This window comes from Streptomyces sp. NPDC030820, from assembly GCF_055572075.1.
Map to the genome: position 1 here is coordinate 745,853 of NZ_JBVIEB010000002.1, position 22,627 is coordinate 768,479.

15 protein-coding genes are annotated in these 22,627 nt (G+C 73.0%); 10 read left to right on the top strand and 5 right to left on the bottom strand.

Features of this window, described 5'->3' with window-relative positions; translation table 11 throughout:
- Window positions 1-1,020, bottom strand: coding sequence for a DUF4097 family beta strand repeat-containing protein (locus tag ACZ418_RS08105; protein WP_468358621.1), 1,020 nt, complete (start codon window positions 1,018-1,020; stop codon window positions 1-3).
- Between the two features lie 155 nt (window positions 1,021-1,175).
- Here ACZ418_RS08105 and ACZ418_RS08110 point away from each other — a divergent pair, with 155 nt between their 5' ends.
- From ACZ418_RS08110 to fxsT, 9 genes are all read left to right on the top strand, one after another.
- Entirely contained in the window at window positions 1,176-2,054 is an 879-nt protein-coding gene (locus ACZ418_RS08110) for a hypothetical protein (protein ID WP_468358624.1), read from the top strand.
- 634 nt (window positions 2,055-2,688) lie between these two features.
- Complete coding sequence (locus ACZ418_RS08115) at window positions 2,689-2,868, top strand: DUF6104 family protein (protein ID WP_046418474.1); 180 nt, start codon at window positions 2,689-2,691, stop codon at window positions 2,866-2,868.
- Window positions 2,869-2,985: 117 nt separating this feature from the next.
- Window positions 2,986-3,393, top strand: coding sequence for a CU044_2847 family protein (locus ACZ418_RS08120; protein ID WP_468358627.1), 408 nt, complete (start codon window positions 2,986-2,988; stop codon window positions 3,391-3,393).
- A gap of 14 nt (window positions 3,394-3,407) precedes the next feature.
- Window positions 3,408-5,594 carry a VMAP-C domain-containing protein gene (locus tag ACZ418_RS08125; RefSeq protein WP_468358949.1) on the top strand — a complete coding sequence of 729 codons (2,187 nt, stop codon included), beginning with the start codon at window positions 3,408-3,410 and terminating at the stop codon, window positions 5,592-5,594.
- A gap of 170 nt (window positions 5,595-5,764) precedes the next feature.
- Window positions 5,765-6,781: an AAA family ATPase gene (locus ACZ418_RS08130; RefSeq protein ID WP_468358630.1), complete on the top strand. Its 1,017-nt coding sequence runs from the start codon at window positions 5,765-5,767 to the stop codon at window positions 6,779-6,781.
- 7 nt (window positions 6,782-6,788) lie between these two features.
- Entirely contained in the window at window positions 6,789-10,007 is a 3,219-nt protein-coding gene (locus ACZ418_RS08135) for an SAV_2336 N-terminal domain-related protein (protein WP_468358633.1), read from the top strand.
- A 91-nt stretch (window positions 10,008-10,098) separates the two neighbouring features.
- Window positions 10,099-10,374 carry a hypothetical protein gene (locus ACZ418_RS08140; protein ID WP_468358636.1) on the top strand — a complete coding sequence of 92 codons (276 nt, stop codon included), beginning with the start codon at window positions 10,099-10,101 and terminating at the stop codon, window positions 10,372-10,374.
- Complete coding sequence (locus ACZ418_RS08145) at window positions 10,371-11,642, top strand: aKG-HExxH-type peptide beta-hydroxylase (RefSeq protein ID WP_468358639.1); 1,272 nt, start codon at window positions 10,371-10,373, stop codon at window positions 11,640-11,642. Before ACZ418_RS08140 ends, ACZ418_RS08145 begins: the two co-directional genes overlap by 4 nt.
- A 96-nt stretch (window positions 11,643-11,738) precedes the next feature.
- Window positions 11,739-14,741, top strand: a complete 3,003-nt coding sequence (gene fxsT, locus ACZ418_RS08150) for an FxSxx-COOH system tetratricopeptide repeat protein (protein ID WP_468358642.1) — start codon at window positions 11,739-11,741, stop codon at window positions 14,739-14,741.
- 75 nt (window positions 14,742-14,816) lie between these two features.
- Here the strand turns inward: fxsT and ACZ418_RS08155 are convergent, their stop codons facing one another.
- The 4 genes from ACZ418_RS08155 to ACZ418_RS08170 all read right to left on the bottom strand — a co-directional run bounded on the left by ACZ418_RS08155 (window position 14,817) and on the right by ACZ418_RS08170 (window position 21,570).
- Window positions 14,817-18,623, bottom strand: coding sequence for a multifunctional oxoglutarate decarboxylase/oxoglutarate dehydrogenase thiamine pyrophosphate-binding subunit/dihydrolipoyllysine-residue succinyltransferase subunit (locus ACZ418_RS08155; RefSeq protein ID WP_468358645.1), 3,807 nt, complete (start codon window positions 18,621-18,623; stop codon window positions 14,817-14,819).
- A 303-nt stretch (window positions 18,624-18,926) separates the two neighbouring features.
- A complete protein-coding gene (locus ACZ418_RS08160; RefSeq protein WP_468358648.1) occupies window positions 18,927-20,042 on the bottom strand; it encodes a sensor histidine kinase in 1,116 nt (371 codons plus the stop codon).
- Window positions 20,039-20,779, bottom strand: a complete 741-nt coding sequence (locus ACZ418_RS08165) for a response regulator transcription factor (protein WP_468358651.1) — start codon at window positions 20,777-20,779, stop codon at window positions 20,039-20,041. The genes ACZ418_RS08160 and ACZ418_RS08165 overlap by 4 nt, the downstream gene beginning before the upstream one ends.
- A 113-nt stretch (window positions 20,780-20,892) precedes the next feature.
- The gene (locus ACZ418_RS08170) at window positions 20,893-21,570 is read right to left on the bottom strand and encodes a spermine/spermidine synthase domain-containing protein (RefSeq protein WP_468358654.1); all 678 of its coding nucleotides are present in this window, start codon (window positions 21,568-21,570) and stop codon (window positions 20,893-20,895) included.
- A gap of 196 nt (window positions 21,571-21,766) precedes the next feature.
- Between ACZ418_RS08170 and ACZ418_RS08175 the strand changes: the two genes are divergently transcribed.
- A complete protein-coding gene (locus ACZ418_RS08175; protein ID WP_468358657.1) occupies window positions 21,767-22,591 on the top strand; it encodes a rhomboid-like protein in 825 nt (274 codons plus the stop codon).
- Window positions 22,592-22,627 lie beyond the last annotated feature (36 nt).

The window sequence follows — 22,627 nt, forward strand, 5'->3', positions numbered from 1 at the left end:
TCAGAGCACCTTCTTGTCAGTCGTGCCATCGGCCGGGGTGTCGGTGCCGCCGGAGGCGTCGGCGCCCTGGCCGGAAAGGGCATTGTCCCCCGGAGCGGCCGGGCTGCCTGCGGCGGGGGCGGTGCCGGGGTGCCGTAGGGGCGCGGAGGGGTCGGAGGGGTCGGAGGGCCCTGCGGGCCGGGCGGCCTCCCGAGGGGTGTCCATCTCCTCCTCCTCGCGCGGCGGGCGGCGCAGCAGGGCGATCGAGCCGGAGACCGTGGTGGCCCGCAGCCTGCCCGTGCCCGCGCCGAGGCGGCCGGTGATCTTGTGGGCGCCCCACTGGCCGTGCACCCGCAGTCCGTCGAAGGCGTTGGAGATCGTGCCGCTCGCGGTGTTGGCCTCCACCTCGGCGTCCGCCGGATGGGGCAGGCGGATGGCGATCTCGCCGGAGACGGTGGTGAGGCCGACCTCCGTCGGACCGTCCGGGTCCAGGTCGACGATCATGGAGCCGCTGACCGAGTCGGCGCGGACGGAGCGGCCGGAGCCCGAGACCACCGTCAGGTCTCCCGAGACCGACTTGAACCGCAGGTCGCCGGTGACCGCCTGGGCTTCCAGGTTGCCCGACACGGTGTCCGCGCGGACCGGACCCGAGACGCCGACCAGGGTCGTTTCGCCGGTCACTCCCTTGACCACCGCCGGGCCGCGGATGCCGGAGACGACCGCGCCGGCGCCGACCACGCCCACCTCCACGCGGGTGTCGGCGGGGACCGCCAGGGAGACGACCGCGCTGCGCCGCCAGCCCTTGCGGTCGAGCCACTTGAGGAAGCCCTTCCAGGGCAGGTCCTCGTAGGCCACCGTGAGGGTGTCGCCCTGCTGGGTGACCACCAGGGGTGGGCCTTCGATCTCCGAGATTTCGAGGCGGGCGGAACCCTCGTCCGTGCCCATCACGTTCACCGTTCCGTTGACGATGCGGACCTGGAGGTCGCTCACGCGAGTGTCGAAGGTCAGCTTCTGGGGCTCGTTGACGGACCACTCGGGCATGGGAGACCTCCTAGGCCGGACACGGGACGACGCGCCATATCGCGTTCTCTATGAAACACGATATATCGTGGTGTCCGGAAGTCAAGGCACCCTTTCGTGTGAGTGCGTACGCCTCATATCGGGCGCGATATGAGCGAACTGCCTAGCGTGTTGGCATGCCGATGGACGCGTTCCAGGGCGGACACCGGGCCGCCTCCGCCACCGGAGCCCTGCTGCTGTGCCGGGCCGAGCCGGAGTCCGTCGCCCTTCTCGCCCCGCTGCTGCGCGAGCGGATGGCGCTCACGCGCGCGGGAGAGCGCTGGACGGTGCTGGTGCCGGAGGGGAGTCCGTGGCGGGGAAGCGGTACGCGGCGTGAACCGGTCGACCGGGTGCTCACCGGCTGGGCCTCCGCGCTCGCCGTCGGGTCGTCCTGGCCCGTGCTCGCGCTGTGGTGGGACGCCGACCGCGTCGGTTACACCCTCGCGTCCGGCTTCCGCCGTCCCGTCGGGTACGTCTGGCTGGCCAACGGCACACCGGCGGGGGAGGGCGAGGCGATGCGTACCTTCGCGGCTCGGCTGGGGCTGGATCCGGTGCTGGACGTGCAGGCCCTCGACGGACTGACCGCGGTGGACTCCGACGCGGACGGGCGGGCACGGATGCGCGGGCTGATCGCGGTCCTGACGCGCGCGGGTGTCGCGTTGCCCGCGGGTCTTGTGCCCGGGGAAGGCGCCGATCGGTTGCTGGAGGCTGCCACGGGGGTGCCCGGCGGGGTGCGGTGGGTCGAGGGGGCCGGGTGGCGGGAGGCGGCGCGGGTGGAGTCCGTGGCGTCCGGGGCGGGGGAGCCGATGGGCGGCGCGAAGGGGCTCGGAGCGTGGGTACCGGGCTCGGGGGATCCCCGGGCTCGATGGCTCGGGATGGTGCAGGTGGGGGTGGGGGTGCCGGTGACCGCGTGGGGGATCTGGCGACGGAGTGCGGGATGGGTGGCGGCAGGGGTGCTGCTGCTGGCGCATGGGGCGCTCGGGATGGCGTACGAGGGCGTGCGCGGGCGCGGGTGACGGCGTCCGCCGGGGCACGGCACCGTGTGCTGTGACTGAGCGGGATCTGTGAGGCACCCGGTGCCGCGGTCGGCCGGGGGCCGGGTCGCTTGCCGGCGCTGGCAGGATGCCGCTGCGCCCACCCGTACCGCCCCAGCGGCACGACTGCCCGCAGCCACGCAGGCTGCGGCGGCCGACAGCGCCTGACGGGGCGCGGGGAACTGCGCGACCAGCCGACGGAGGGTCCGCAGTCGCGCACGGTCTCAAGCGACGCGGCGGGTGGGCATCGCCCCAGCGGCACGACCGCGAGCAGCTGGGCGGCGGCGCCCCGAAGCAGGCGGCGCTGCCGCTCCCCCAAGGGGCGCGGGGAACTGCGCGACCAGCCGACGGAGGGCCCGCAGTCGCGCACGGTCTCAAGCGACGCGGCAGGTGGGCATCGCCCGCCCCAGCGGCACGACTGCCCGCAGCCGCGCAGGCTGCGGCGGCCGGCAGTGCCTGACGGGGCGCGGGGGACTGCGCGATCAGCCGCAGCGCACCCGCAACCAGCAACGGCCCCGCACCTCCACACGAACCCCCGGCCGCCCACCCCGGAACGTTGCATACGCTGTCTCTGTAGCCACCACCGGCATTGATGTTCACGCAGGAGACGCACCCCATGTACTTCACCGACCGCGGTATCGAGGAGTTGGAGAAGCGGCGCGGCGAGCAAGAGGTCACCTTTGAGTGGCTTGCCGAGCAGCTGCGCACGTTCGTGGATCTCAACCCCGACTTCGAGGTGCCCGTAGAGCGGCTGGCCACCTGGCTCGCCCGGCTCGACGACGAGGACGACGAGTAGCCCCGTGGAGCCCGTGGCGTAGGAGCGGGGGCGATCATCAGCCGTATCCTTCGTTGACTCTCCCCCTCCCCTTTCCCGGGAGTTAGCCTTCTTCTCCCATCGGCGAACGGGGGCGTCATGGCTGGAGGAGTCGAGCGGATACGGCTGGACGACGGGACCGTCGTCTGGGCCAGAATCGGGGACGGGGACGAGGGCGGACACGGCGAGGGGTACCGGGACACCTCGTTCGGAGATCGCGTCATCGACATGGCGGGAGGTCTCGCCGGCACGGTCGGCGGAGTCGTGCGCTCCCTGCGCGCCGGTCTGGACACACCGGCCCCCGTCGAGGTGACCGTCAGCTTCGGAATCGAACTGACGGCGCAGGCGGGCAAGATCGTGAGCGCGATCGCGGAGGGCGGTGGCAAGTCGTCCCTGACCGTGTCCCTGACCTGGACCGAGCCGGCCACCACGGCCGACGGCGCGGATCCTGCACAGCCCGGCGGCACCGTCGTACCGCCGCGGTCCCCGGCCTCCGGCGCCGTATGAGCGCCTTCGCCGAGATGGTGCGCCCCTCCCTCGCACGCATCGGCGCACCGGGTGACGGGTATGCAACGGACCGTGACCCGTACTGGGGATCGGGCTTCTTCATAGCCCCGGGCTGGCTGTTGACCTGCGCCCATGTCGTGGGGAAGGGGGGAGCCGCGGTGTGCCGAGGGGAGAGCGCCATGAGCGTGACCTGGCTGGAGCGCACCTTCGCCGACGGCTGGACGGAACGCACCGGCACCGGCACCGCCCGGCTCCTCGCCCCCCGTCCCGAGGACGCGCAGCCGGCGCGTGACCGCTGGTCGTTCCCCGACCTCGCGCTCGTCCAGGTGAGCGGCGCCGACGACGTGCCCTGTCTGTGGCTGGCCGACCGGGAGGCCGGCCCCCGCACCCCCGTCGGCCTCTACGGCTGGTCCGTGCAGACCGGCGAGCTGGGCATCCGGCACGGCGACGGAGAACTCGCCGGCGCCGACGCGCGTGCCCTGCTGCTCACCGGGAGCCTGCCGGTGGGCGGGCTGTCCGGCGGCCCGGTGCTCGACCTGCGGCACGGCTCGGTCATCGGCGTGATCAAGGGAAGGCGGACGGAGGACGGCGTCGCCGTCCCGGTCACCGCGCTGTCCGAACTGCTCGACCTGAGGGACGGGGGCCGTACGGTACGCGAGGTGCTGCGCGCGCACGACCTGCACCATCTGCGCCGCCTCGAAGACTCCTCCCCCTCCTCGTCCTTCCCGGCGTACCCCGACTGGACCTCCTTCCAGGCCGAACTGCCCGGGCACGCGCCCTCGGTCACCGGGATCGGCGCCGAACTGCGCACCCGGCTGTACGGCCACCTCGCGCATCTGCCGCCGCCGGCCGGCGCGGGCGAGGTGGTCCACCTCGTGGAGGACGTGAAGGAGCAGGTGCGCGGCGAGCGCCTGCTGTCGCTGGTGCTGCGCAATGTGCGGACCTGGCGCGAGGGCGCCGGGCTGCTGTCCGGGCTGCGCACGCTGCAGCCGGGCGGCGGCGGTACGCTGGTCGATCTGGACGCCGTCCTGCTGTACGCGGCGAAGGTCGCCCGCAGGACGGCGTGGGAACGCGCGGACGAGGTGGACCCGGCCCGGCTCGGCGCCTTCACGTCCTGGATCGCCGGTCAGGCCGCCGGGCACCGGCACTGGGCGGTCGGCGAGGCCATCCGCGCCCTGCTGGAGGGCATCGACAACCCCCAGGGCTCAGTCCAGAACCACCAGGGCTCATCGGACACCGGTGAGGGCGAGCAGCCCCTCGCACCAGAGCCCCCCGCGTCCCAGCGCGCCGCCCGGACCGACGTCCTGGTCAAGGTCGGCGCGCCCATGTACGACGGCCGGTATCCGTGGAGCGTGCAGCTGATCTACGACGGTCAGGACGTCACCCCGGTCGCCGCCGACGACCGGGGCGTGCACGCCGACGAGCTGGTGCGGGTGCTGCGCGAGCCGCTGGCCCGGGCGCTGAGCCAGGGTGATCACGGCGAGCATCTGGCCGCCATCGAGGTGTTCCTGCCCCGCAGGCTGTTCGACCTGCCGGTGGACGAGTGGCAGCTGCTGCCCGAACCTGCCGGCGGGCAGGGGCCCGTGGGCGACGAGGACGTCGAGGACGCCGAGGACGATTTCGTGGACGAGCGGGCCATGCCGCTCGGCATGCGGCGGACCGTCGTCGTCCGGGACGTGCGCCGCACCGCCCTGGCGCCCTCCCCGGAGTGGCGCCGGCGCTGGAACGGCGTGCGGAAGGGGCCGCTCACGGGCGAGACGCTGCACGGGCGGCCGGCGGCCGAGGGACATCCGCCCGGTGCCCGCCCCGGCGGTCGCTTCGCGTACTACGGCGCCCTGACCGGGATGGCCGACGGGTGCGTACCGGTGTACTGCGGGCCCGTCGGCAGCGGAGAGGGGCTGGCCGCGATGAACGACGCGCTGCGCGCCGGACACTCGGTGGTGCTGTGGCGCCGGGACCGGCACGACCACGAGGAGTGCGGGGCCTTCCACCGGCAGGCCGCCGATCTGCTGAAGGCGGCCCGGCACGCGGGCGGACTGCACGGTCCGGTGCGCGACCTGCGGATCCGTCTCGCCGATGCGGACACCGCCCGCGGGCGCGGGCTGTGCGGGAAGATCGCCGTACTCTTCGACCCGCCGGACCGGCCGCCGTTCGGTGCCGAGGCGATGCGGCCGCCGCCGCAGGCCGCGCCCGGCGGCTGAGCCGCCGCGCGGACACGCCGTCAATCTGCTTGATCCGCAAGGGTGTTCGTCCGGCCGGAAGTGAACGCCGGGCGCCGCGAACCTCGGCAGGCACGGCCCGCTGGCGGTAGCCTCGTAGGCCGGACGACCGGGACCCGCTTCATGATCACCAGAGCCGGGAGGAGCCCAAGGTGAACGACTGGCGGATCTACCGCGGAGTGGGTCAGCCGCACGACGGTGTACGGCGGTTGCCGGCGCCGCCGCCCTGGCGTGACTTCGCGGCGTCCCGGGAGAACGGGGAGACGGGCCCGGAGGACCCGAGCAGCGCCCGCCGGCTCGGGGTCCGCCGCCGGCTGGTGGAGAGCTACGCGCCCCGGCCCGCCGAGGTCGACGCCGTCAACGCGGCCCTCTATCTGCGCCGGCCCCTGCTGGTGACCGGCAACCCGGGCACCGGCAAGTCCACCCTGGCCTACGCGATCGCGCACGAACTGGGCCTCGGCAGAGTGCTGCGCTGGCCGATCGTCAGCCGCACGACCCTCCAGGACGGCCTGTACCGCTACGACGCGATAGGCCGCCTGCAGGACGTCCAGCTGGAGCGGGCCCGGGGCGGCGGCCAGGACGCGGCGAGCGCCTCCGGGATCGGGTCGTACATCCGGCTCGGGCCGCTCGGCACCGCGCTGCTGCCCGCCGACGAGCCACGCGTGCTGCTCATCGACGAACTCGACAAGAGCGACCTCGACCTGCCCAACGACCTGCTGAACACCCTGGAGGAGGGGGAGTTCGCGATCCCGGAGCTGGAGCGGCTGGCCGACCGCGAGCCCGTCGTCGAGGTGCTCGACCACGACGGCGACCGGGTGGCCGTGCACGGCGGACGCGTCGCCTGCACCGCCTTCCCGGTGATCGTCCTGACCTCCAACGGCGAACGCGACTTCCCCGCCCCGCTGCTGCGCCGCTGCATCCAGCTGGAGCTGGAGGCGCCCGGTGAGGAGCAGCTGACCGCCATGGTCGAGGCGCACCTGGGTCCGGAGGGCGTCGCAGCGGGCGGCGAGCTGATCCGGCGGTTCCTGGAGCGCGAGCCGGGCGAGGTGCTCGCCGCGGACCAGCTGCTCAACGCCCTCTTCCTCACCCGGCACGACCCGCGCGCCCAGAGCCTCACCCGGGAGCGCATCGCCGAGATGCTCATGCAGCCGCTCGACCGTACGAGGTGATGGCCGGATGCCCGGCATGGGTCTGGACGAGCTGATCGGCAAGCTGCGCCAGGGCGGGCTCGACCTGACCGCCGAGGACGTGGCGGACGCGCTCTGGCTGGCCCGGCGGCTCGGCACGGGCGCGGCGCGCCACGCGCCCGGGCCGTCCCCGGCCGAGCCGGGCCCACCCCTCCGGGACGGCTCGCCGGCACCGACCCCGCCGGACACCCCGGGCGCCCCGCCGGACCCCGGCACCGGCCCGCGTGCGTCCCGCCCGGACAACTCCACCGCCCCCGTGCCGCTGCACATGCGCACACCGGGCTCCGGTCCCGCGCATACGCAGTCCGAGGGCGCCCCGGCCGCGTTCCCCGTGCGCGCCCCCGCCGCCGGAGCGCTGCCCGGGCTGCTCGGCCTGGAGCAGGCGCTGCGCGCCCTCGGCCGCTACCGGACCGCCTCCGCCCGCGCCGAGGACGAGCGGATCGACGAGGAGGCCACCGCCGACCGGGCCGCCGCCGGCGGCATCCTGCTCCCCGTCACCCGGCCCGGCCGCCGCCGGCGCTGTGACGTGCAGCTCCTCATGGACACCGGCCCCGCGATGGCCGTCTGGGGCCGGATGGTGGAGGAGCTGCGCCAGGCCTGCCAGCAGTCCGGCGCGTTCGCCTCGGTCCGCGTCCACCACCTGTACGCCGACGACTCCGGGGGCTCGCGCCTCCCGCTCGTCGGTACGACCGCCGGTCCCGGCCGGCGCACCCGGTTACGCCCCGCCGACGAACTGCACGACCCCACCGGCCGCCGGGTCACCTTCGTCATCAGCGACTGCGTGGGCCCGCTCTGGCAGAACGGCAGCGCCCAGCGGCTGCTGCACCAGTGGCCGCGCAGCGCCCCGCTCGCCGTCGTCCAGCCGCTGCCGCCGCGCCTGTGGGGCCGTACCGCGCTGCCCGCCGAACCAGGGCTGCTGGTGCGCGGCGGCGAGACCGGCGGACGCCTGGCCTTCCTCCCCGACGACGAGCCCTGGGAGGAACCGGCCGCCGACGCCCGGCCGGTGCCGGTCCTCACCCCCACCCCGGACGCCTTCGGCGCCTTCGCCCGGCTGCTCGCGGGCACCGGCCCCACCCGCGAGCGCGCCTGGGCCGCGCTCACCGGCCCCGGCACGGCCCCGCCGCCCGCGCCCGCCCTCGCCGGCCCGCCGAGCGACGACGACCTGCTGCGGGCCTTCCGCGCGGGGGCCTCGCCCGGGGCGCTGCGCCTCGCGGTCTACCTCGCCGCGGCCCCGCTCACCCTGCCCGTGATGCAGCTCGTGCAGCGGGCCATGCTGCCCGACACCGGGCCCATGGAGCTGGCCGAGGTGCTGCTCGGCGGACTGCTGACCCAGCTCCCGGGCACCGCCGACCAGCCCTGCTTCGCCTACCCGTCCCGGGTCCAGGACCTGCTGCTGTCCTCCCTGGACCAGGACACCGCCGGGCTCGTCCTCAAACACTGCTCGGCCTATGTGGAGCGGCACTTCGGCCGGGGCACCCGCAACTTCGCCGCGCTCGCGGCCGCGCGGCTCACCGACCACGACCCGGACGGCGGCATTGGGCCACTGCCCGAGGAGACCGGGGCGCGGGACGAGGGCGGCAGCGTCGAGGCCGAGCTGTTCGCCCGGGTGCCCGCCCGGGTGCTGCGCTTCTACCAGCCCGAGCGCCCCGCCCGCGACCCGCTCACCGAGGGCGGCCGGCTGTTCGAGGAGTGGCGGCGCCGCGGTGACCCGGAGACGCTGCGGCAGGCCCGCGACCTCGCCCGTACGGCGGTGACCGGTGCGGCGCCCTTGCCGGGCACCGCCGCACGGGCCCGGCTGCTGCTCGGCCGGGTGCTGCGCGCCGAGGCCGGCACGGCGGCCGCACGCGCCGCGAGCCGCCGCGAGGAACTGCTCCGCGAGGCGGTCACCGAACTCGCCGCCGCGTACCGGTCGGCCGTCGCCGACAGCCGCGAACAGGCCGAGTCCGCCCTCGAACTCGCCTCCTCCCACAGGGAGTTGTGGCAGCTGACGGCGCAGGACGAGCTGCTCGTGGCCGCGCTGGAGGTCCTCGACCCGGACCGTGCGCCGTGGCCGGCGCAAGCGGCGCGCGCACGGGTGCGTCTGCGACAGGACGGGGCCGACGGCACGGGCGAGGGCGCCGTCGGCACCGAGGACGTCGCCTGGGCCGTCGGCGCGCACCGGGCCCGGCTGCTGTTGCGCGGCTGGATGCTGCTCACATTGCGGCGCGCCGGCGCCGCCGTGCCCGAACTCAGGGAAGGCTGTGCCCTGTTGGACCTCGAAGAGGCCGCTGACACCGTACGGGCCCCGGCGCTGCTCGATCTCGCGCGGGCACTGCGGGCCACCGGGGCCGACGACGCGGAGACGCGCCGGGTGCTGGAGCGGGCCGAGCGGGCGGCCGGTGAGGATCCCGCACTGCTGCTGCCCTGCCTCGCCGCCCTGGCCGCGTTCCACGATGCGACGGGGGAGACTCGGGAGGCCGACGCGGCCTACGAGCGGGCCGTGCTGCTCGCCCCGGCCGACAGCGCCCGGCGCTGCGAACTGCTCACCGCCTGGGGCGAGTCGCTGCTCCGGCGGGCCTCGGCGCGGGACGGCGCCGGCATCGTCGACCGGGCCGAGTACGTGCTGCGCGAGGCGCTGCAGGCCCTGCCGGTGCGCTCCGCGCAACGGGGCCGGCTCCAGGGCCTGGTCGGCAGCGCGCTCGCCCAGCGGTTCCGGCACCTCGGCTTCCTGCCCGACCTGTTCGAGAGCCGGCATCTGCTCGGCCAGGCGGTGCGCGCGGCGGCCGACGCGGCCGTACGCGCCGAGGTGTGGCTCCAGCTGGGGCGGGTACGGCTGGAGGGCTGGCATCACGCCGGGGCGCCCGTGCTGATGGACGCGCTTCAGGCGTACGAGAACGCCGAACGGGAGGCACACGCGGCCCACGGTGGCGATCCGGGCTCGCCGACGGCGGCCCGCGCCCGGCACGGCAGCGGGGCGGTGCTCGCCCTGATGGGACGGCCGGGAGCGGCGCGCAGCGCGTTCCGGGCGGCCCGGGACCAGTGGCAGCGGCTCGTCGGCGCGCTGCGGGAGGTCGACTGGGCCGACGTCGAACTGACCCGCACGGCGCAGGAGCAGCTGACGGCGCTCGAGGCGCGGTGGACGCCGGAGGAGCGGTGGCGCCAGCTGGCTCCGCCCTGGTGGCCCTGGACGCAGGAGTGGGCCAACCCGGCCGATGCTGACCGGAGTTGAGCCGTCCAGGGTTTCTGTCTCCGGCCTGTCGGGAAGAACTGGGCAGCCATGACGGCCGTGCGGGGCGGACGTGGGCAGGGAGGAGCCGAGCGTGGCGGAGCAGACGGAGGGGGCGGTCGGCCCGGGCGAGGAAGCCGGTCGGTCCGTGTTTCTGCCCGACTTCACCGGTGTGGACCTGCGCACTCTGCGCGCCATGGACGATCCAGGGCTCACGGCGCTCATGGACGAGGTCCTGGCGTCGGCCCAGCGGCGCGGTGAAGTCTGGTACACCGGCGGGGACTACAGCCCCGTCGACCCGGGACCGCCCGGCCGGTCGTTTCCAGCCACCCGTACGGAGCTGGTACGGGGTGAGGAACGGCCGGGATGACCCTGGTGTCCGTGCCGCGCGATGCGTTCGCGGAACTCGCCGGGACCCGGCCCCGTCCGGCCGCCCTGGCCGCGCTCACGCAAGGGCTGCACGCCCGACGCCTGCTCCTGCTCAAAACGCTCGCCGTCCGGGTGGAGCGCGAGGGCGGTCCGGCCCGCCGGGACTTCGAGGCGGACTGGGCCCTGCTGGAAGAGGCCGAGCGCACCGACGCCCGAGCGGTCCGTGAGGTCGTCGACTACCCGATGACCGGCGCCTGGCTGGCCGAGACGCTCGGCGCGCCCGACGGCCCCGCCTTCCGCGGACAGCTCGCGCAGTTCCGGGGCCTGGCCGCCGCCGCGGCCGTCCGCGCGGGCCACCGGATCGCGGTGACGGTCCCGCCCGCCGCAGGCTTCCTCGTGCTGCCCGGACTCGGCGTCCTCGACCCGGCGGCGGGCCGTGCACACCTGGACGGCCGCAGCGGCAGTGTCCGGGTCCCGGACGCCCCCGGCCGCGAGAGCGTCGTACCCCTGTACGCCCCTGCGGCGAGGTGGGCCGGGCCGCGGCGGCCCACCCGGCGCGGCTGGTCGGCCCTCGGCACGCTTCCGGGCGGAGCCGTCGTATTCGACGATCTGCACCCCCAGCGGGTGCCGCCCGGGGGCATCGGCCCCGGCGCGCTGCCCCCGGCCGAGCGCCCGCGCTCCGCCCACCGGGTGTGGGCCCGGCGGTGGCGGGAGGCCCAAGGGATACTCCGGACGACGGATCCCGGGCGTGTCGCCGAGATCGGTGCGGTGCTGCGGGCCGTGGTGCCCCTGGCTTCGCCCCGGCGCGGCGGCCCCGCCATGAGCGCCACCCTGCAGACCGCGCCGGGCGCGGTGCTCTCCCAGCTCCCGGTGAGCGGGGCGGACCTGGCGGAGTCCCTGGTCCACGAGGTGCACCACACCAAGCTGGCGGCCCTGCACGAGCTGGTTCCGCTGTGCCGCCCGGGTGGCGCCGCCGTGCACCGGGTGGGCTGGCGCGCCGATCCGCGGCCCGTGGCGGGCGTCCTGCACGGGGCATACGCCCATCTGGCGCTGAGCGACCTGTGGTGGCGGGCGCGGAGCGGGGCGACGGCCGGACGGGCCTGGCGGCGGCGGGCCGCCGAACAGTTCGACCAACACCGCGCCCACGTCGGCCAAGCCTTGTCGATTCTCCTTGAATCCGATGAACTGACTTTCGCGGGTGGGCAGTTCGTCAGGGAGATGGCCAGATCCCACGCCCGGCTCGGCGTGGCGAGCCGGGGGCATGAGTGACACTGTGTGCGTGATCGGTCACCCCTCGTGGGTGGCCGGTGAAAAGGGCCGCAGACGAGGTACGGCGGCGGCGGACGTGGAACAGGGAGTTGGCGCATGGCGGAACAGCGCAGGACGGGTGGGGGCGATACGGGGGCGACCGAGCACTTCCTCGTGGTCTTCCCGGGCTATCACCGCTCATGGGCGGCCTGGATCGCGCAGGTCCTGGAGCGCCATGGCCACCGGGTCACCCTCCAGCGCTGGGACCCGCCCCGCGAGGTGCCGCTCGAGGACTCGCTCGGTGACCTGCTGCTGTCCTCCGGACGGGTACTGCTCGTCCTGGACGACTGGTTCTTCGAACTCGGCCCGCGCCCCGCCGGGGAGTGGAACGACGCCCTGCGCGGCTTCGTCGCCGCCCACGCCGACCGCTTCACCGCGGTCAACCTCACCAACCGGCCCCTGCTGCCCGCCACCGCGGTCCTGGAACCGGCCAGCCTGTGGGGAATGAGCGAGGAAGGCGCCGAGGAACGGCTGCTGGGCCGGCTGGGCCTGGAGCGCCGCCGCACCCCCAGAGCCCCGACCACCCGGATCCGCTACCCCGACACCCGCTGCGAGATCTGGGGCGAGGTCCCGCGCCGCAACCCGCGCTTCACCGGCCGCGACGACCTGCTGGCCGAGCTGCACCAGCGGCTCGCCGACGCCGAGCGCGGCGCCGCGGCCTGCACCCTGCTCGGCATGTCCGGCATCGGCAAGACTCAGCTGGCCGCCGAGTACGCCCACCGGTTCAGCCCCGACTACGACGTGGTGTGGTGGGTCAACTCCGACGACCGCAACATCCAGCGCGACCGGTTCGGTGAACTCGCCGTGGAACTGGGGCTCGGGATCGGCAGCGAGCCCGGCGAGCGCATCCGCGCCGTGCGCGACGCGCTGCGCCGGGGCGAGCCGCACGCCAACTGGCTGCTGATCTTCGACGGCTGGGACGACACCGAAGGCATCAACACGCTCCTTCCGCAGGGCCCCGGACACGTGCTGATCACCTCCCGCAACCGCGGCTGGAGCGAGCACACCGACATCCTCGAGGTCACTGCCTTCCTGCGGCCGGAGTCCACCGGCTATCTGATGCGCCGTGCCCCGCACATCACGGCGGCCGAGGCGGACGAGGTCGCCGCCGAGTTCGGCGACGTCCCGCTGCCCATCGTCCAGGCCGCCTCCTGGCTCGGCGAGTCCCGTATGGAGGTCCCCGAGTACCTGCGGATGGTGCGCGAGCGCAGGCTCTCCACCGTCGACGAGCCGGTCACCGGGGACGGCTTCCCGCAGTCCTCCATGACTTCCTGGTCGATACTGCTCAACCGGCTCCGCCGCGCCCAGCCGCAGGCCATCGACATCCTCGGCCTGTGCACGTCCTTCGCGCCGGGACGCATCCCGCTCGGCCTGATCCGCGCCTACCCGCAGGCCGACCTGCCCGAGGAACTGCGCTGGATGGCCACCGACCTGCCCGCCTGGACCCGGGCCCTGGACACGCTGGTCAACTACTCGGTGCTGACCCGCGAGACCCGCGGTCCCGTCGGCGCCGACATGGGCCCGCACCAGGAGTCGGTCCACATGCACCGGCTCGTCCATGACATCGTCTCCAAGCTGACCAGCGACGACAGCCGCGCCGTGCACCGCAGGGCCGTGCACACGCTGCTCGCGGAGGCCGACCCGGGCAACCCGGTGGACTCCAGGAACTGGCCCCGCTACGCCGAGCTGCTGCCCCACCTGGAACTCTCCGGCGCCCTCGGCAGCGACCAGCCCCGGGTGCAGGAGACCGTGCTGAACTGCCTGCGGTACTGCTTCCGCAGCGGCGAGTACAGCGGCGGTCTCAAGCTCGCCCAGCAGATCCGCGAACACTGGTCGCGCACCATGGACCCGCTGGCCCAGCCCATGCTCGACCTCGCCAACCAGGAGAGCTACATCCTGCGGGCCAGCGGCAGGTTCCGCGACGCCTACGAACTGGACCGGGGCGTCCTGGAGCGCCTCCGGACCGCTCCCCGGCGCAACGAACTCGCCGAGCTGACCACCAAGAGCGCCATGGCCAACGGCCTGCGCCACCTCGGGCGGTACGAGGACGCGCACACCCTCCAGCAGGAGGTGCTCGAAGGCACCACCCAGCTCCTCGGCCCCGACGAGGTCATCACGCTGGCGGCCCGGCACAACCTCGGCGTCGGCCTCAGACTGCTGGGCCGGTACGCGGAGTCGTACGAACTCGACCTCGAGACGCTCGCCCGGCGGGAGAACGTCCTGCGCGCCCGGCACATCAACACCCTCAACTCGGGCAACGCCGTCACCAACAGCCTGCGCCTGCTGGGCCGCTACCGGGACGCCGTGGCCCGCCAGGAGCCCGTGGTCCGGCTGCATGTCCAGGTGCTCGGCCCGCAGCACCCGCAGACCCTGGAGGCACGTGCCCAGCTCGCCATGTGCCGGCAGCGTGAGGGCGGGTTCGCCCCGGACGTCGGGCCGTCGATGGCCGCCCTCCTGGAGCAGCTGGTACAGCTGCACGGCCGGGAGCACTACCGGACGCTGGCGTTCCTCACCAACTACGGCAACTACCTCAGGGAACACGGGGATCTGAGCCGGGCCCGGGAACTGGTCGGCGAGGCCGAGTCCGGCTACCGGGCGCTCCTCGGACCCGCCCACCCGGTGGCCACCGGCATGCTCGCCAACACGGGCCTGGTCATGCAGGTGTCGGGCGAGCGGGCCGAGGCCATGTCGATGTTCGAGGCGTCCTTCGCGGGCCTCAGCGCCACCCTCGGGCCCGACCATCCCTGGGTCCTCGGCTGCGCCCTCAACGCGGCCAGCGCCCGCAACTTCAACGGCCGTATCACCGACGCCGTGGAGCTGAGCCGCGACACCCTGAGGCGGGCTCGGCACGCCCTCGGCGACGAGCATCCGCTGACCCTGTCCTGCGTGATCGCGCTCGCCGCCGATCTGCGGGCCGCGCGCGAGCACGAGGAGGCCGGAAAGCTGGAGGAGGACGGGCTGCTCGGGCTCACCCGCACGCTGGGCGCGCAACACCCCCACACTCTCTCCGCCCGGCAACGCACGAGGCCGTACTGGGACTTCGAGCCGTACCTCGGCTGAGGGGGTGGGCAAAGGGCCCGGCACCGAGCAAGAACTCGGCACCGGGCCCTGAGCGTCGGCTGAACCGCCGGAGGCCTACGCCTCGAAGACCTCACGCACCAGCTGCTCCTGCTCGGCCTGGTGCCGCTTCGCGGAGCCCACCGCCGGGGACGAGGAGTGCGGGCGCGAGATGCGCCGCAGGCGCTCGCCGTGCGGGACGTCCGCGCCGACCGCCAGGTCCAGGTGGTCGATCAGGTTGAGCGCGATGAACGGCCAGGCACCCTGGTTCGCCGGCTCCTCCTGGGCCCACAGGTACTTCTCGGCGTTCGGGTACTTCTTGATCTCCGCCTGGAGCTCGGCACCCGGCAGCGGGTACAGCCGCTCGAGGCGGATGATCGCCGTGTCCGTGACACCGCGCTTCTGCCGCTCGGCCTCCAGGTCGTAGTAGACCTTGCCCGCGCAGAAGACGACCTTGCGGACCGCGGCCGGGTCGACCGTCGAGTCGCCGATGACGGGGCGGAACTGGCCCGAGGTGAACTCCTCCGTCTTCGACGCGGCGGCCTTGAGGCGCAGCATCGACTTCGGGGTGAAGACCACCAGCGGCTTGTGGTGCGGGTTGTGCACCTGCCACCGCAGGAGGTGGAAGTAGTTCGACGGGAGGGTCGGCATCGCGACCGTCATGTTGTTCTGGGCGCACAGCTGGAGGAACCGCTCGACACGGGCCGAGGAGTGGTCCGGGCCCTGGCCCTCGTAGCCGTGCGGCAGGAGGAGCGTGACGCCGGACATCTGGCCCCACTTCTGCTCCGCCGCCGAGATGTACTCGTCGACCACCGTCTGCGCGCCGTTGACGAAGTCGCCGAACTGCGCCTCCCACATCACGAGCGCGTCGGGGCGGGCCAGCGAGTAGCCGTACTCGAAGCCCATGACCGCGTACTCGGACAGCAGGGAGTTGTAGACGTTGTAGCGCGCCTGGTCCTCGGCGAGGTACTGGAGCGGGGTGTACTCCTCGCCCGTCTCGCGGTCGATGAGGACCGCGTGGCGCTGGCCGAAGGTGCCCCGCTGGGAGTCCTGGCCGGACAGGCGGACCGGGGTGCCCTCCAGCAGCAGGGAGCCGATGGCCAGGGTCTCGCCCATGCCCCAGTCGATCGTGCCGTCCTCGACCATCGTCGCCCGGCGCTGCAGCTGCGGCAGCAGACGCGGGTGCACGTGGAAGGAGTCGGGGATGTTGACCTGAGACTCGGCGATCCGCTTGACGACCTCGGAGGAGATCGCGGTCGGCACCGCGACCGGGAAGCCGTCCTGCGGTGCCTGGACGACTCCGGCGGCCGGCTGGGAGGTGGCCTCGCGGACCTCCGTGAAGACCTTCTCCAGCTGGCCCTGGTAGTCCTGCAGGGCCTGCTCGGCCTCTTCCAGGGTGATGTCGCCGCGACCGATCAGGGACTCGGTGTAGAGCTTGCGCACCGAGCGCTTCTTGTCGATCAGGTCGTACATCAGCGGCTGGGTGAAGGCCGGGTTGTCCGACTCGTTGTGACCGCGGCGGCGGTAGCAGATGAGGTCGATCACCACGTCCTTGTTGAACGCCTGGCGGAACTCGAAGGCCAGGCGGGCGACGCGGACGACCGCCTCGGGGTCGTCGCCGTTGACGTGGAAGATCGGGGCCTCGATCATCCTGGCCACGTCCGTCGCGTACATCGACGAACGCGAGGACTCGGGAGCGGCCGTGAAGCCGACCTGGTTGTTGATGACGATGTGGACCGTGCCGCCGGTGCGGTAGCCGCGCAGCTGCGACATGTTCAGGGTCTCGGCCACCACGCCCTGGCCCGCGAAGGCCGCGTCGCCGTGGATCGCCACCGGCAGGACCGTGAAGTCCGTACCGCCCTTGTTGATGATGTCCTGCTTGGCGCGGGCGATGCCCTCGATCACCGGGTCCACCGTCTCCAGGTGGGACGGGTTGGCGGCCAGCGAGACCTTGATCTGCTCGCCGTCCAGGCCGGTGAAGGTGCCCTCGGCGCCCAGGTGGTACTTCACGTCGCCGGAGCCGTGCATCGACTTCGGGTCGAGGTTGCCCTCGAACTCGCGGAAGATCTGGGCGTACGACTTGCCGACGATGTTGGCCAGCACGTTGAGGCGGCCGCGGTGGGCCATGCCGATGACGACCTCGTCCAGGCGGGACTCGGCCGCGGAGTCGATGACCGCGTCGAGCAGCGGGATGACGGACTCGCCGCCCTCCAGGGAGAACCGCTTCTGGCCGACGTACTTCGTCTGCAGGAAGGTCTCGAAGGCCTCCGCCGCGTTCAGGCGGCGCAGGATGCGCAGCTGCTCCTCGCGCTCCGGCTTGGAGTGACCGCGCTCCACCCGGTCCTGGATCCACTTGCGCTGCTTGGGGTCCTGGATGTGCATGAACTCGATGCCGGTGGTGCGGCAGTACGAGTCGCGCAGCACGCCGAGGATGTCGCGCAGCTTCATCATCGACTTGCCGGCGAAGCCGCCGACGGCGAACTCGCGCTCCAGGTCCCACAGGGTGAGGCCGTGCTCGACGATGTCCAGGTCGGGGTGCTTGCGCTGGCGGTACTCCAGCGGGTCGGTGTCGGCCATGACGTGGCCGCGGACCCGGTAGGAGTGGATCAGCTCGAAGACGCGTGCGGCCTTGGTGACGTCGTCGTCGTGGCTGGCGTCGATGTCCCTCAGCCAGCGGACCGGCTCGTAGGGGATGCGCAGCGACTCGAAGATGTCGTCGTAGAAGCCGTTCTCGCCGAGCAGCAGGTTCGCGACCTGGCGCAGGAACTCGCCGGAGGCGGCGCCCTGGATCACCCGGTGGTCGTAGGTCGACGTGAGCGTCATGACCTTCGAGATGCCGAGCTTGTTCAGGGTGTCCTGGCTGGTGCCCTGGAACTCCGCCGGGTAGTCCATGGAGCCGACGCCCATGATCACGGACTGGCCGGGCATCAGGCGCGGGACGGAGTGGACGGTGCCGAGGCCGCCGGGGTTGGTCAGGGAGACCGTGACACCGGTGAAGTCGTCCATCGTCAGCTTGCCGTCACGGGCGCGCCGGACGATGTCCTCGTAGGCCTGCCAGAACTCGAAGAAGTTCAGCGTCTCGGCCTTCTTGATGGCGGCCACGACGAGCTGGCGGTCGCCGTTGGGCTTCACCAGGTCGATGGCCAGGCCGAGGTTGACGTGCGGCGGCTTGACGAGGGTCGGCTTGCCGTCCTTCTCGCCGAAGGACCAGTTCATCGACGGCATGGCCTTGATGGCCTGCACCATCGCGTACCCGATCAGGTGCGTGAAGGAGATCTTCCCGCCGCGGGCGCGCTTGAGGTGGTTGTTGATGACGATCCGGTTGTCGAACAGCAGCTTCACCGGGACCGCGCGGACCGAGGTGGCGGTCGGCAGCTCCAGCGAGGCGTTCATGTTCTTCGCGACGGCGGCGGCCGGGCCGCGCAGCGTGATCAGCTCCGGGCCCTCGGGGGCCTCGGCGGCGGGAGCGGCCTTGGGCTTCGGCTGAGCCGGCGCCTGTGCGGGCGTCGCCGGCTTGGCCGGGGCCGGGGCCGCGGCCTTCGCCGCGGGAGCGGGAGCCGGAGCCGCAGCGGGCTTCGGGGCGGCTGCGGGAGCCGGGGCGGCGGCCTGGGGGGCCGGAGCCGCGGGCTGGGCCGGAGGGGCCGTGGTGGTGGTGTCTGCGGCCCCCGCGGCCGCAGTACCCGCCGCAGCCGGGGTGGCAGGCGCTCCCGGCTTGTAATCGGCGAAGAAGTCCCACCAGGCGCGGTCGACCGAATTCGGGTCCTGGAGGTACTGCTGATAGATCTCGTCGACGAGCCACTCGTTCGGACCGAACGCGGCGGCGGGGTTCTTCCCGGCTTGGTCGTCGGTGGAGACGCTCTGGTTACTGGGGGACTGTGGCGACACGGCGGCAACCGCCCTCTTCCGCTTCACAAGGTGATGGACAGCGGAAATAAAGGCTACGCCTCCAAGACCGCGAAGGTCAGGTCGAGCAAGGTCATCGTCGCGTAAGTCACATTGGAAATCTTGTTTCAGGGCTTGATATGGCGGGAAACAAGCGTGGTTCCGCAGGCGAGAGGATGCACCGGCCCCGGCCCGGCGCGCCTTCGTTCGACCGGTCGCGCGGGCCTGCTCCTGATCACACGTGTCCAGCTGCACGGCAAGGCCGCGCACACTCGTGGATCTTGTGCCTCCGGTTCGAACTTTACGTCAACTTGGGACGGAGGACAGTCCCGGGAGAGTGACGATGATCCGGCAGCCCCGCTCGGATTCGGCCACACCGATCCGGCCGCCGTGCAGATCCACCGCCCAGCGGGCGATTGCCAGGCCGAGGCCGGTGCCGCCGTCGCTGCCCGGGCCGTGCGGCCGGCTCACCGCGCCCCGGTTGAACCGCTCGAACACCCGGTGCCACTCCGACCGCGGTATGCCGGGGCCCTCGTCCAGGACCTCCAGCTCCAGCGACTCCGGCTGCGGCCCGCGCCGCGCCCGCACCGTCACCCGGCCGTGCGGCGGGCTGTGCTTGACGGCGTTGTCGATCAGGTTGGCGACGACCTGGTGGATGCGCTCGGGATCCGCGTGCGCGGTCAGCTCCGGCGGGGAGACGTCCAGGTGCAGATGGACGTCGCTGCGCGTGTGGCTGCCGGAACCGGAGGCGATGCCCGCGCGCGCCGAGGCCACCATGTTGGCCTCCTTCAGCACGCCCGAGAGGTACGGCCACACCTCGAAGCGCCGCATCTTCAGCGGTACGACGCCGTTGTCGAGCCGGGACAGGTCCAGCAGGGTCTCCACGAGCCGGCCCAGCCGCTCGGTCTGCTTCAGGGCCGTCCGCATGGTCTCGGGGTCGGCCTCGGTGACCCCGTCGACGATGTTCTCCAGCACCGCGCGCAGGCCCGCGATGGGGGTGCGCAGCTCATGGGAGACATTCGCGACCAGCTCTTTGCGCTGGCGGTCCTGGGCCTCCAGCTCGTCCGCCATGACGTTGATCGTGCGGGCCAGGTCGCCCAGCTCGTCCCGGCGGCCCTCGCTCACCCGGCGGGTGTAGTCACCCTCGGAGATCGACCGCGCCACCGTGTTCATCTCGTCCAGCGGCATGGTCAGTGAGTGCGCCACGAACTGCGTGATGAGCAGGGTGGCGATCATCGAGAAGACCGTGATGAAGCGCAGTTCGGTCTTGGTGTGCACGGCGACGATGGACAGACCGGTGGTGATCAGCACCGCGATGACGACCAGCGCGCCCAGCTTGGTCTTGATCGAGAACGGGCGTACGCCGCCCCAGGGATCCTCCCCGGGGCTCCTCCGCGCGGCCTGCCGCCCGTCACCGCTCATGGAGTCGGCGTCTCCAGTGCGTACCCGACGCCGTGCACCGTGCGGATCCGCTCGGCGCCGATCTTCCGGCGCAGCGCCTTGATGTGGCTGTCGACGGTGCGGGTGCCGGAGGCGTCGGCCCAGTCCCACACCTCGGCCAGCAGCTGCTCCCGGGAGAGCACCGCGCGCGGGGTGTTCGCCAGGCACACCAGCAGATCGAACTCGGTGGGCGTGAGGTGGACGTCCTCGGACTTCACCCGCACCCGGCGCTGTGCGTGGTCGATCTCCAGTTCGCCGAGCCGCAGGATGCCGGAGCGCGGGGTGGCCGCGGCCAGCGCCGCCCGCTCCACCCGGCGCAGCAGCACATGCACCCGCGCGGCCAGCTCCCGCATCGAGAACGGCTTGGTCATGTAGTCGTCCGCGCCGACCCCGAGACCGACCAGCATGTCCGTCTCGTCGTCGCGCGCGGTCAGCATCAGCACCGGCACCGGGCGCTGTGCCTGCACCCGCCGGCAGACCTCCAGGCCGTCGAAGCCCGGCAGCATGATGTCGAGGATCAACAGGTCGGGCTGCCAGGCCTCGGCCGTGTCGACGGCGGCCGGGCCGTCCGTCGCGGTCTGTACGACAAATCCCTCGGCGCGCAGCCGGGCCGCGATGGCGTCGACGATCGTGGGATCGTCCTCGACGACCAGTACCCGGCGCTGTGCGCCCGGGGTGGTCGTCGCCGCGCCGCTCTGGGAGGTGTGTGTCTGCTCCATCGCCCGCCCCTGCTTGTTGCTTTCCGGAACCCGTGGGGTGATCCCATGTCTGCGATTGACGCTTGAATGATCCGCGTCAGGGCAGCACATTACGGGGATCCACCATCCTGTCGCTATCCAGGGCGGAGGGCGAGGTGCACGGCGTCCGGAACGCCCCGGGCAACGGGCACCTCTTCGGTACGCACCTGCTGGAACCCGGCATTCCGCAAGCTTCCTTCAAATTCCGGAGAGGGTTCGGCGGACCATACCGCGAGCACCCCGCCGGGGTTCAACACCCTTGCGCAGGCGGCCAGTCCGGCCGGTGAGTAGAGGGTGTGGTTGTCGTCCGTGACGGTCCAGCCGGGGCCGTTGTCGATGTCCAGGCAGAGCGCGTCGAACGTGTCGGATGTCTCATTGACGAACGCCACGAGATCGTCCTGCACGATCTGGGTGCGCGGGTCGCCGAGCGCTGCGGCGGAGACCTCCGCCAGCGGGCCGTCCCGGTGCCAGTCGATGACGGCGGGCTCCCGCTCGACGACGGTGATCCGACCCCATCCGGGGTCCGCCGCCGCATGTGCGAGTGAGAATCCCACCCCCAGCCCGCCGATCAGCACTTTCGGCTCCGGCCGCCCGTCCAGCGCCCGCTGTGCGGCGTCGACCAGCAGCCGCTCCGAGCGGCCGTCGGAGGTGTCCATCAGAAAGCAGCCGTTGGCGATGATCTGCAACAGCGCTCCGTGCCGGCGCAGCACCACCTCGCCGTACGGACCGTCGCGCCGGTCGAGGACCACGGGGGAGTCGTACACGGCAGTCATGCCCCCATATTCCTTGAACACACCTTGACCTGCACGGGAATTAGGGATGTCGCGTCGATGTGCGCCCGCGCGGTGCGGGGCGCGGACGCGGCCGGAACGTAGGAGGTTGCTGTGAATCGGCTCTCGCGTGGCGTCGGTCATAGACAGCGGCCCCCGGAGCACGAAGGGTTGGGCGCGACGGAAGGAGTGCCACAGCGTGGAACGGACCGCGACGGGCCCTGCGACGGCCGCGTCCCCGCCCCTGTCGGGCGCGACCCACCCCGACGGCACCGCCGCCGTCCCGCTCCCCGCGATCGCGGACCTGCTGGACGGCATGCCACGTCAGCGGCACGCCACGCCCCCCGCTCCCGGACCCGCCTTCGTCGACCCGCGCCCGACCGCACCACTGCGGCTTCCGTTCCCGCTCCCGCGGCTGTGGCGCCTGCTGCCCACTCCCACCGGCACCCCGTTCACCTTCGCCTACACGGCCGTCCTGGCGGTCACCTCCGTGGTTGCGGCCCTGGCCGACCCCGCCGTGGTGCACGCCCTCTACCAGGACTCCAGCACCGACGTGGCCCATCTGGTGCGCACGCCGGGGCTGGTGCTGCCGGCGAGCGCACTGTGGATCGCGGGCGGTGTCCTCTCGCCGTACGCGCTGGCCTTCGTGCTGGTGCTCACCGCGCTGGAGCGGCGGATAGGCGGTGCGCGTGCGGCCTGCGTCTTCCTCGCCGGGCACGTCCTGGCCACGCTTGCCACCGAGATCCCCGTGGGCCTGGCCGTCCTGTTCGGCCACCTCCCGCCCACCTCGCTGCACCGCCTCGACTACGGCATCAGCTTCGGCGTCGCGGCCAGCATCGGTTCCCTGACGGGGCTCCTCCGCCCCTGGCTCCGCTGGCCCCTGCTCACCGTGACGGCCGCCGAACTCCTCGGCGACCTGATCGCCTTCGAGGATCCGATGACGAACTGGGGCCACCTGATCGCGCTGACGATAGGTGTGGCGAGCTGGCCCTTTGTGCGCCGGTGGGCCGAAGCACCCCGATAGCGACTTGATCGCTCACAGCGAACAAGCAAGGGGAAC

Coding starts and splice junctions, on each gene's coding strand:
- ACZ418_RS08125 (WP_468358949.1), top strand. CDS start 3,408: ATGGTGCGCCCCTCCCTCGCACGCATCGGCGCACCGGGTGACGGGTAT.
- ACZ418_RS08170 (WP_468358654.1), bottom strand. CDS start 21,570: ATGACTGCCGTGTACGACTCCCCCGTGGTCCTCGACCGGCGCGACGGT.
- ACZ418_RS08110 (WP_468358624.1), top strand. CDS start 1,176: ATGCCGATGGACGCGTTCCAGGGCGGACACCGGGCCGCCTCCGCCACC.
- fxsT (WP_468358642.1), top strand. CDS start 11,739: ATGGCGGAACAGCGCAGGACGGGTGGGGGCGATACGGGGGCGACCGAG.
- ACZ418_RS08135 (WP_468358633.1), top strand. CDS start 6,789: ATGCCCGGCATGGGTCTGGACGAGCTGATCGGCAAGCTGCGCCAGGGC.
- ACZ418_RS08120 (WP_468358627.1), top strand. CDS start 2,986: ATGGCTGGAGGAGTCGAGCGGATACGGCTGGACGACGGGACCGTCGTC.
- ACZ418_RS08145 (WP_468358639.1), top strand. CDS start 10,371: ATGACCCTGGTGTCCGTGCCGCGCGATGCGTTCGCGGAACTCGCCGGG.
- ACZ418_RS08160 (WP_468358648.1), bottom strand. CDS start 20,042: ATGAGCGGTGACGGGCGGCAGGCCGCGCGGAGGAGCCCCGGGGAGGAT.
- ACZ418_RS08115 (WP_046418474.1), top strand. CDS start 2,689: ATGTACTTCACCGACCGCGGTATCGAGGAGTTGGAGAAGCGGCGCGGC.
- ACZ418_RS08105 (WP_468358621.1), bottom strand. CDS start 1,020: ATGCCCGAGTGGTCCGTCAACGAGCCCCAGAAGCTGACCTTCGACACT.
- ACZ418_RS08165 (WP_468358651.1), bottom strand. CDS start 20,779: ATGGAGCAGACACACACCTCCCAGAGCGGCGCGGCGACGACCACCCCG.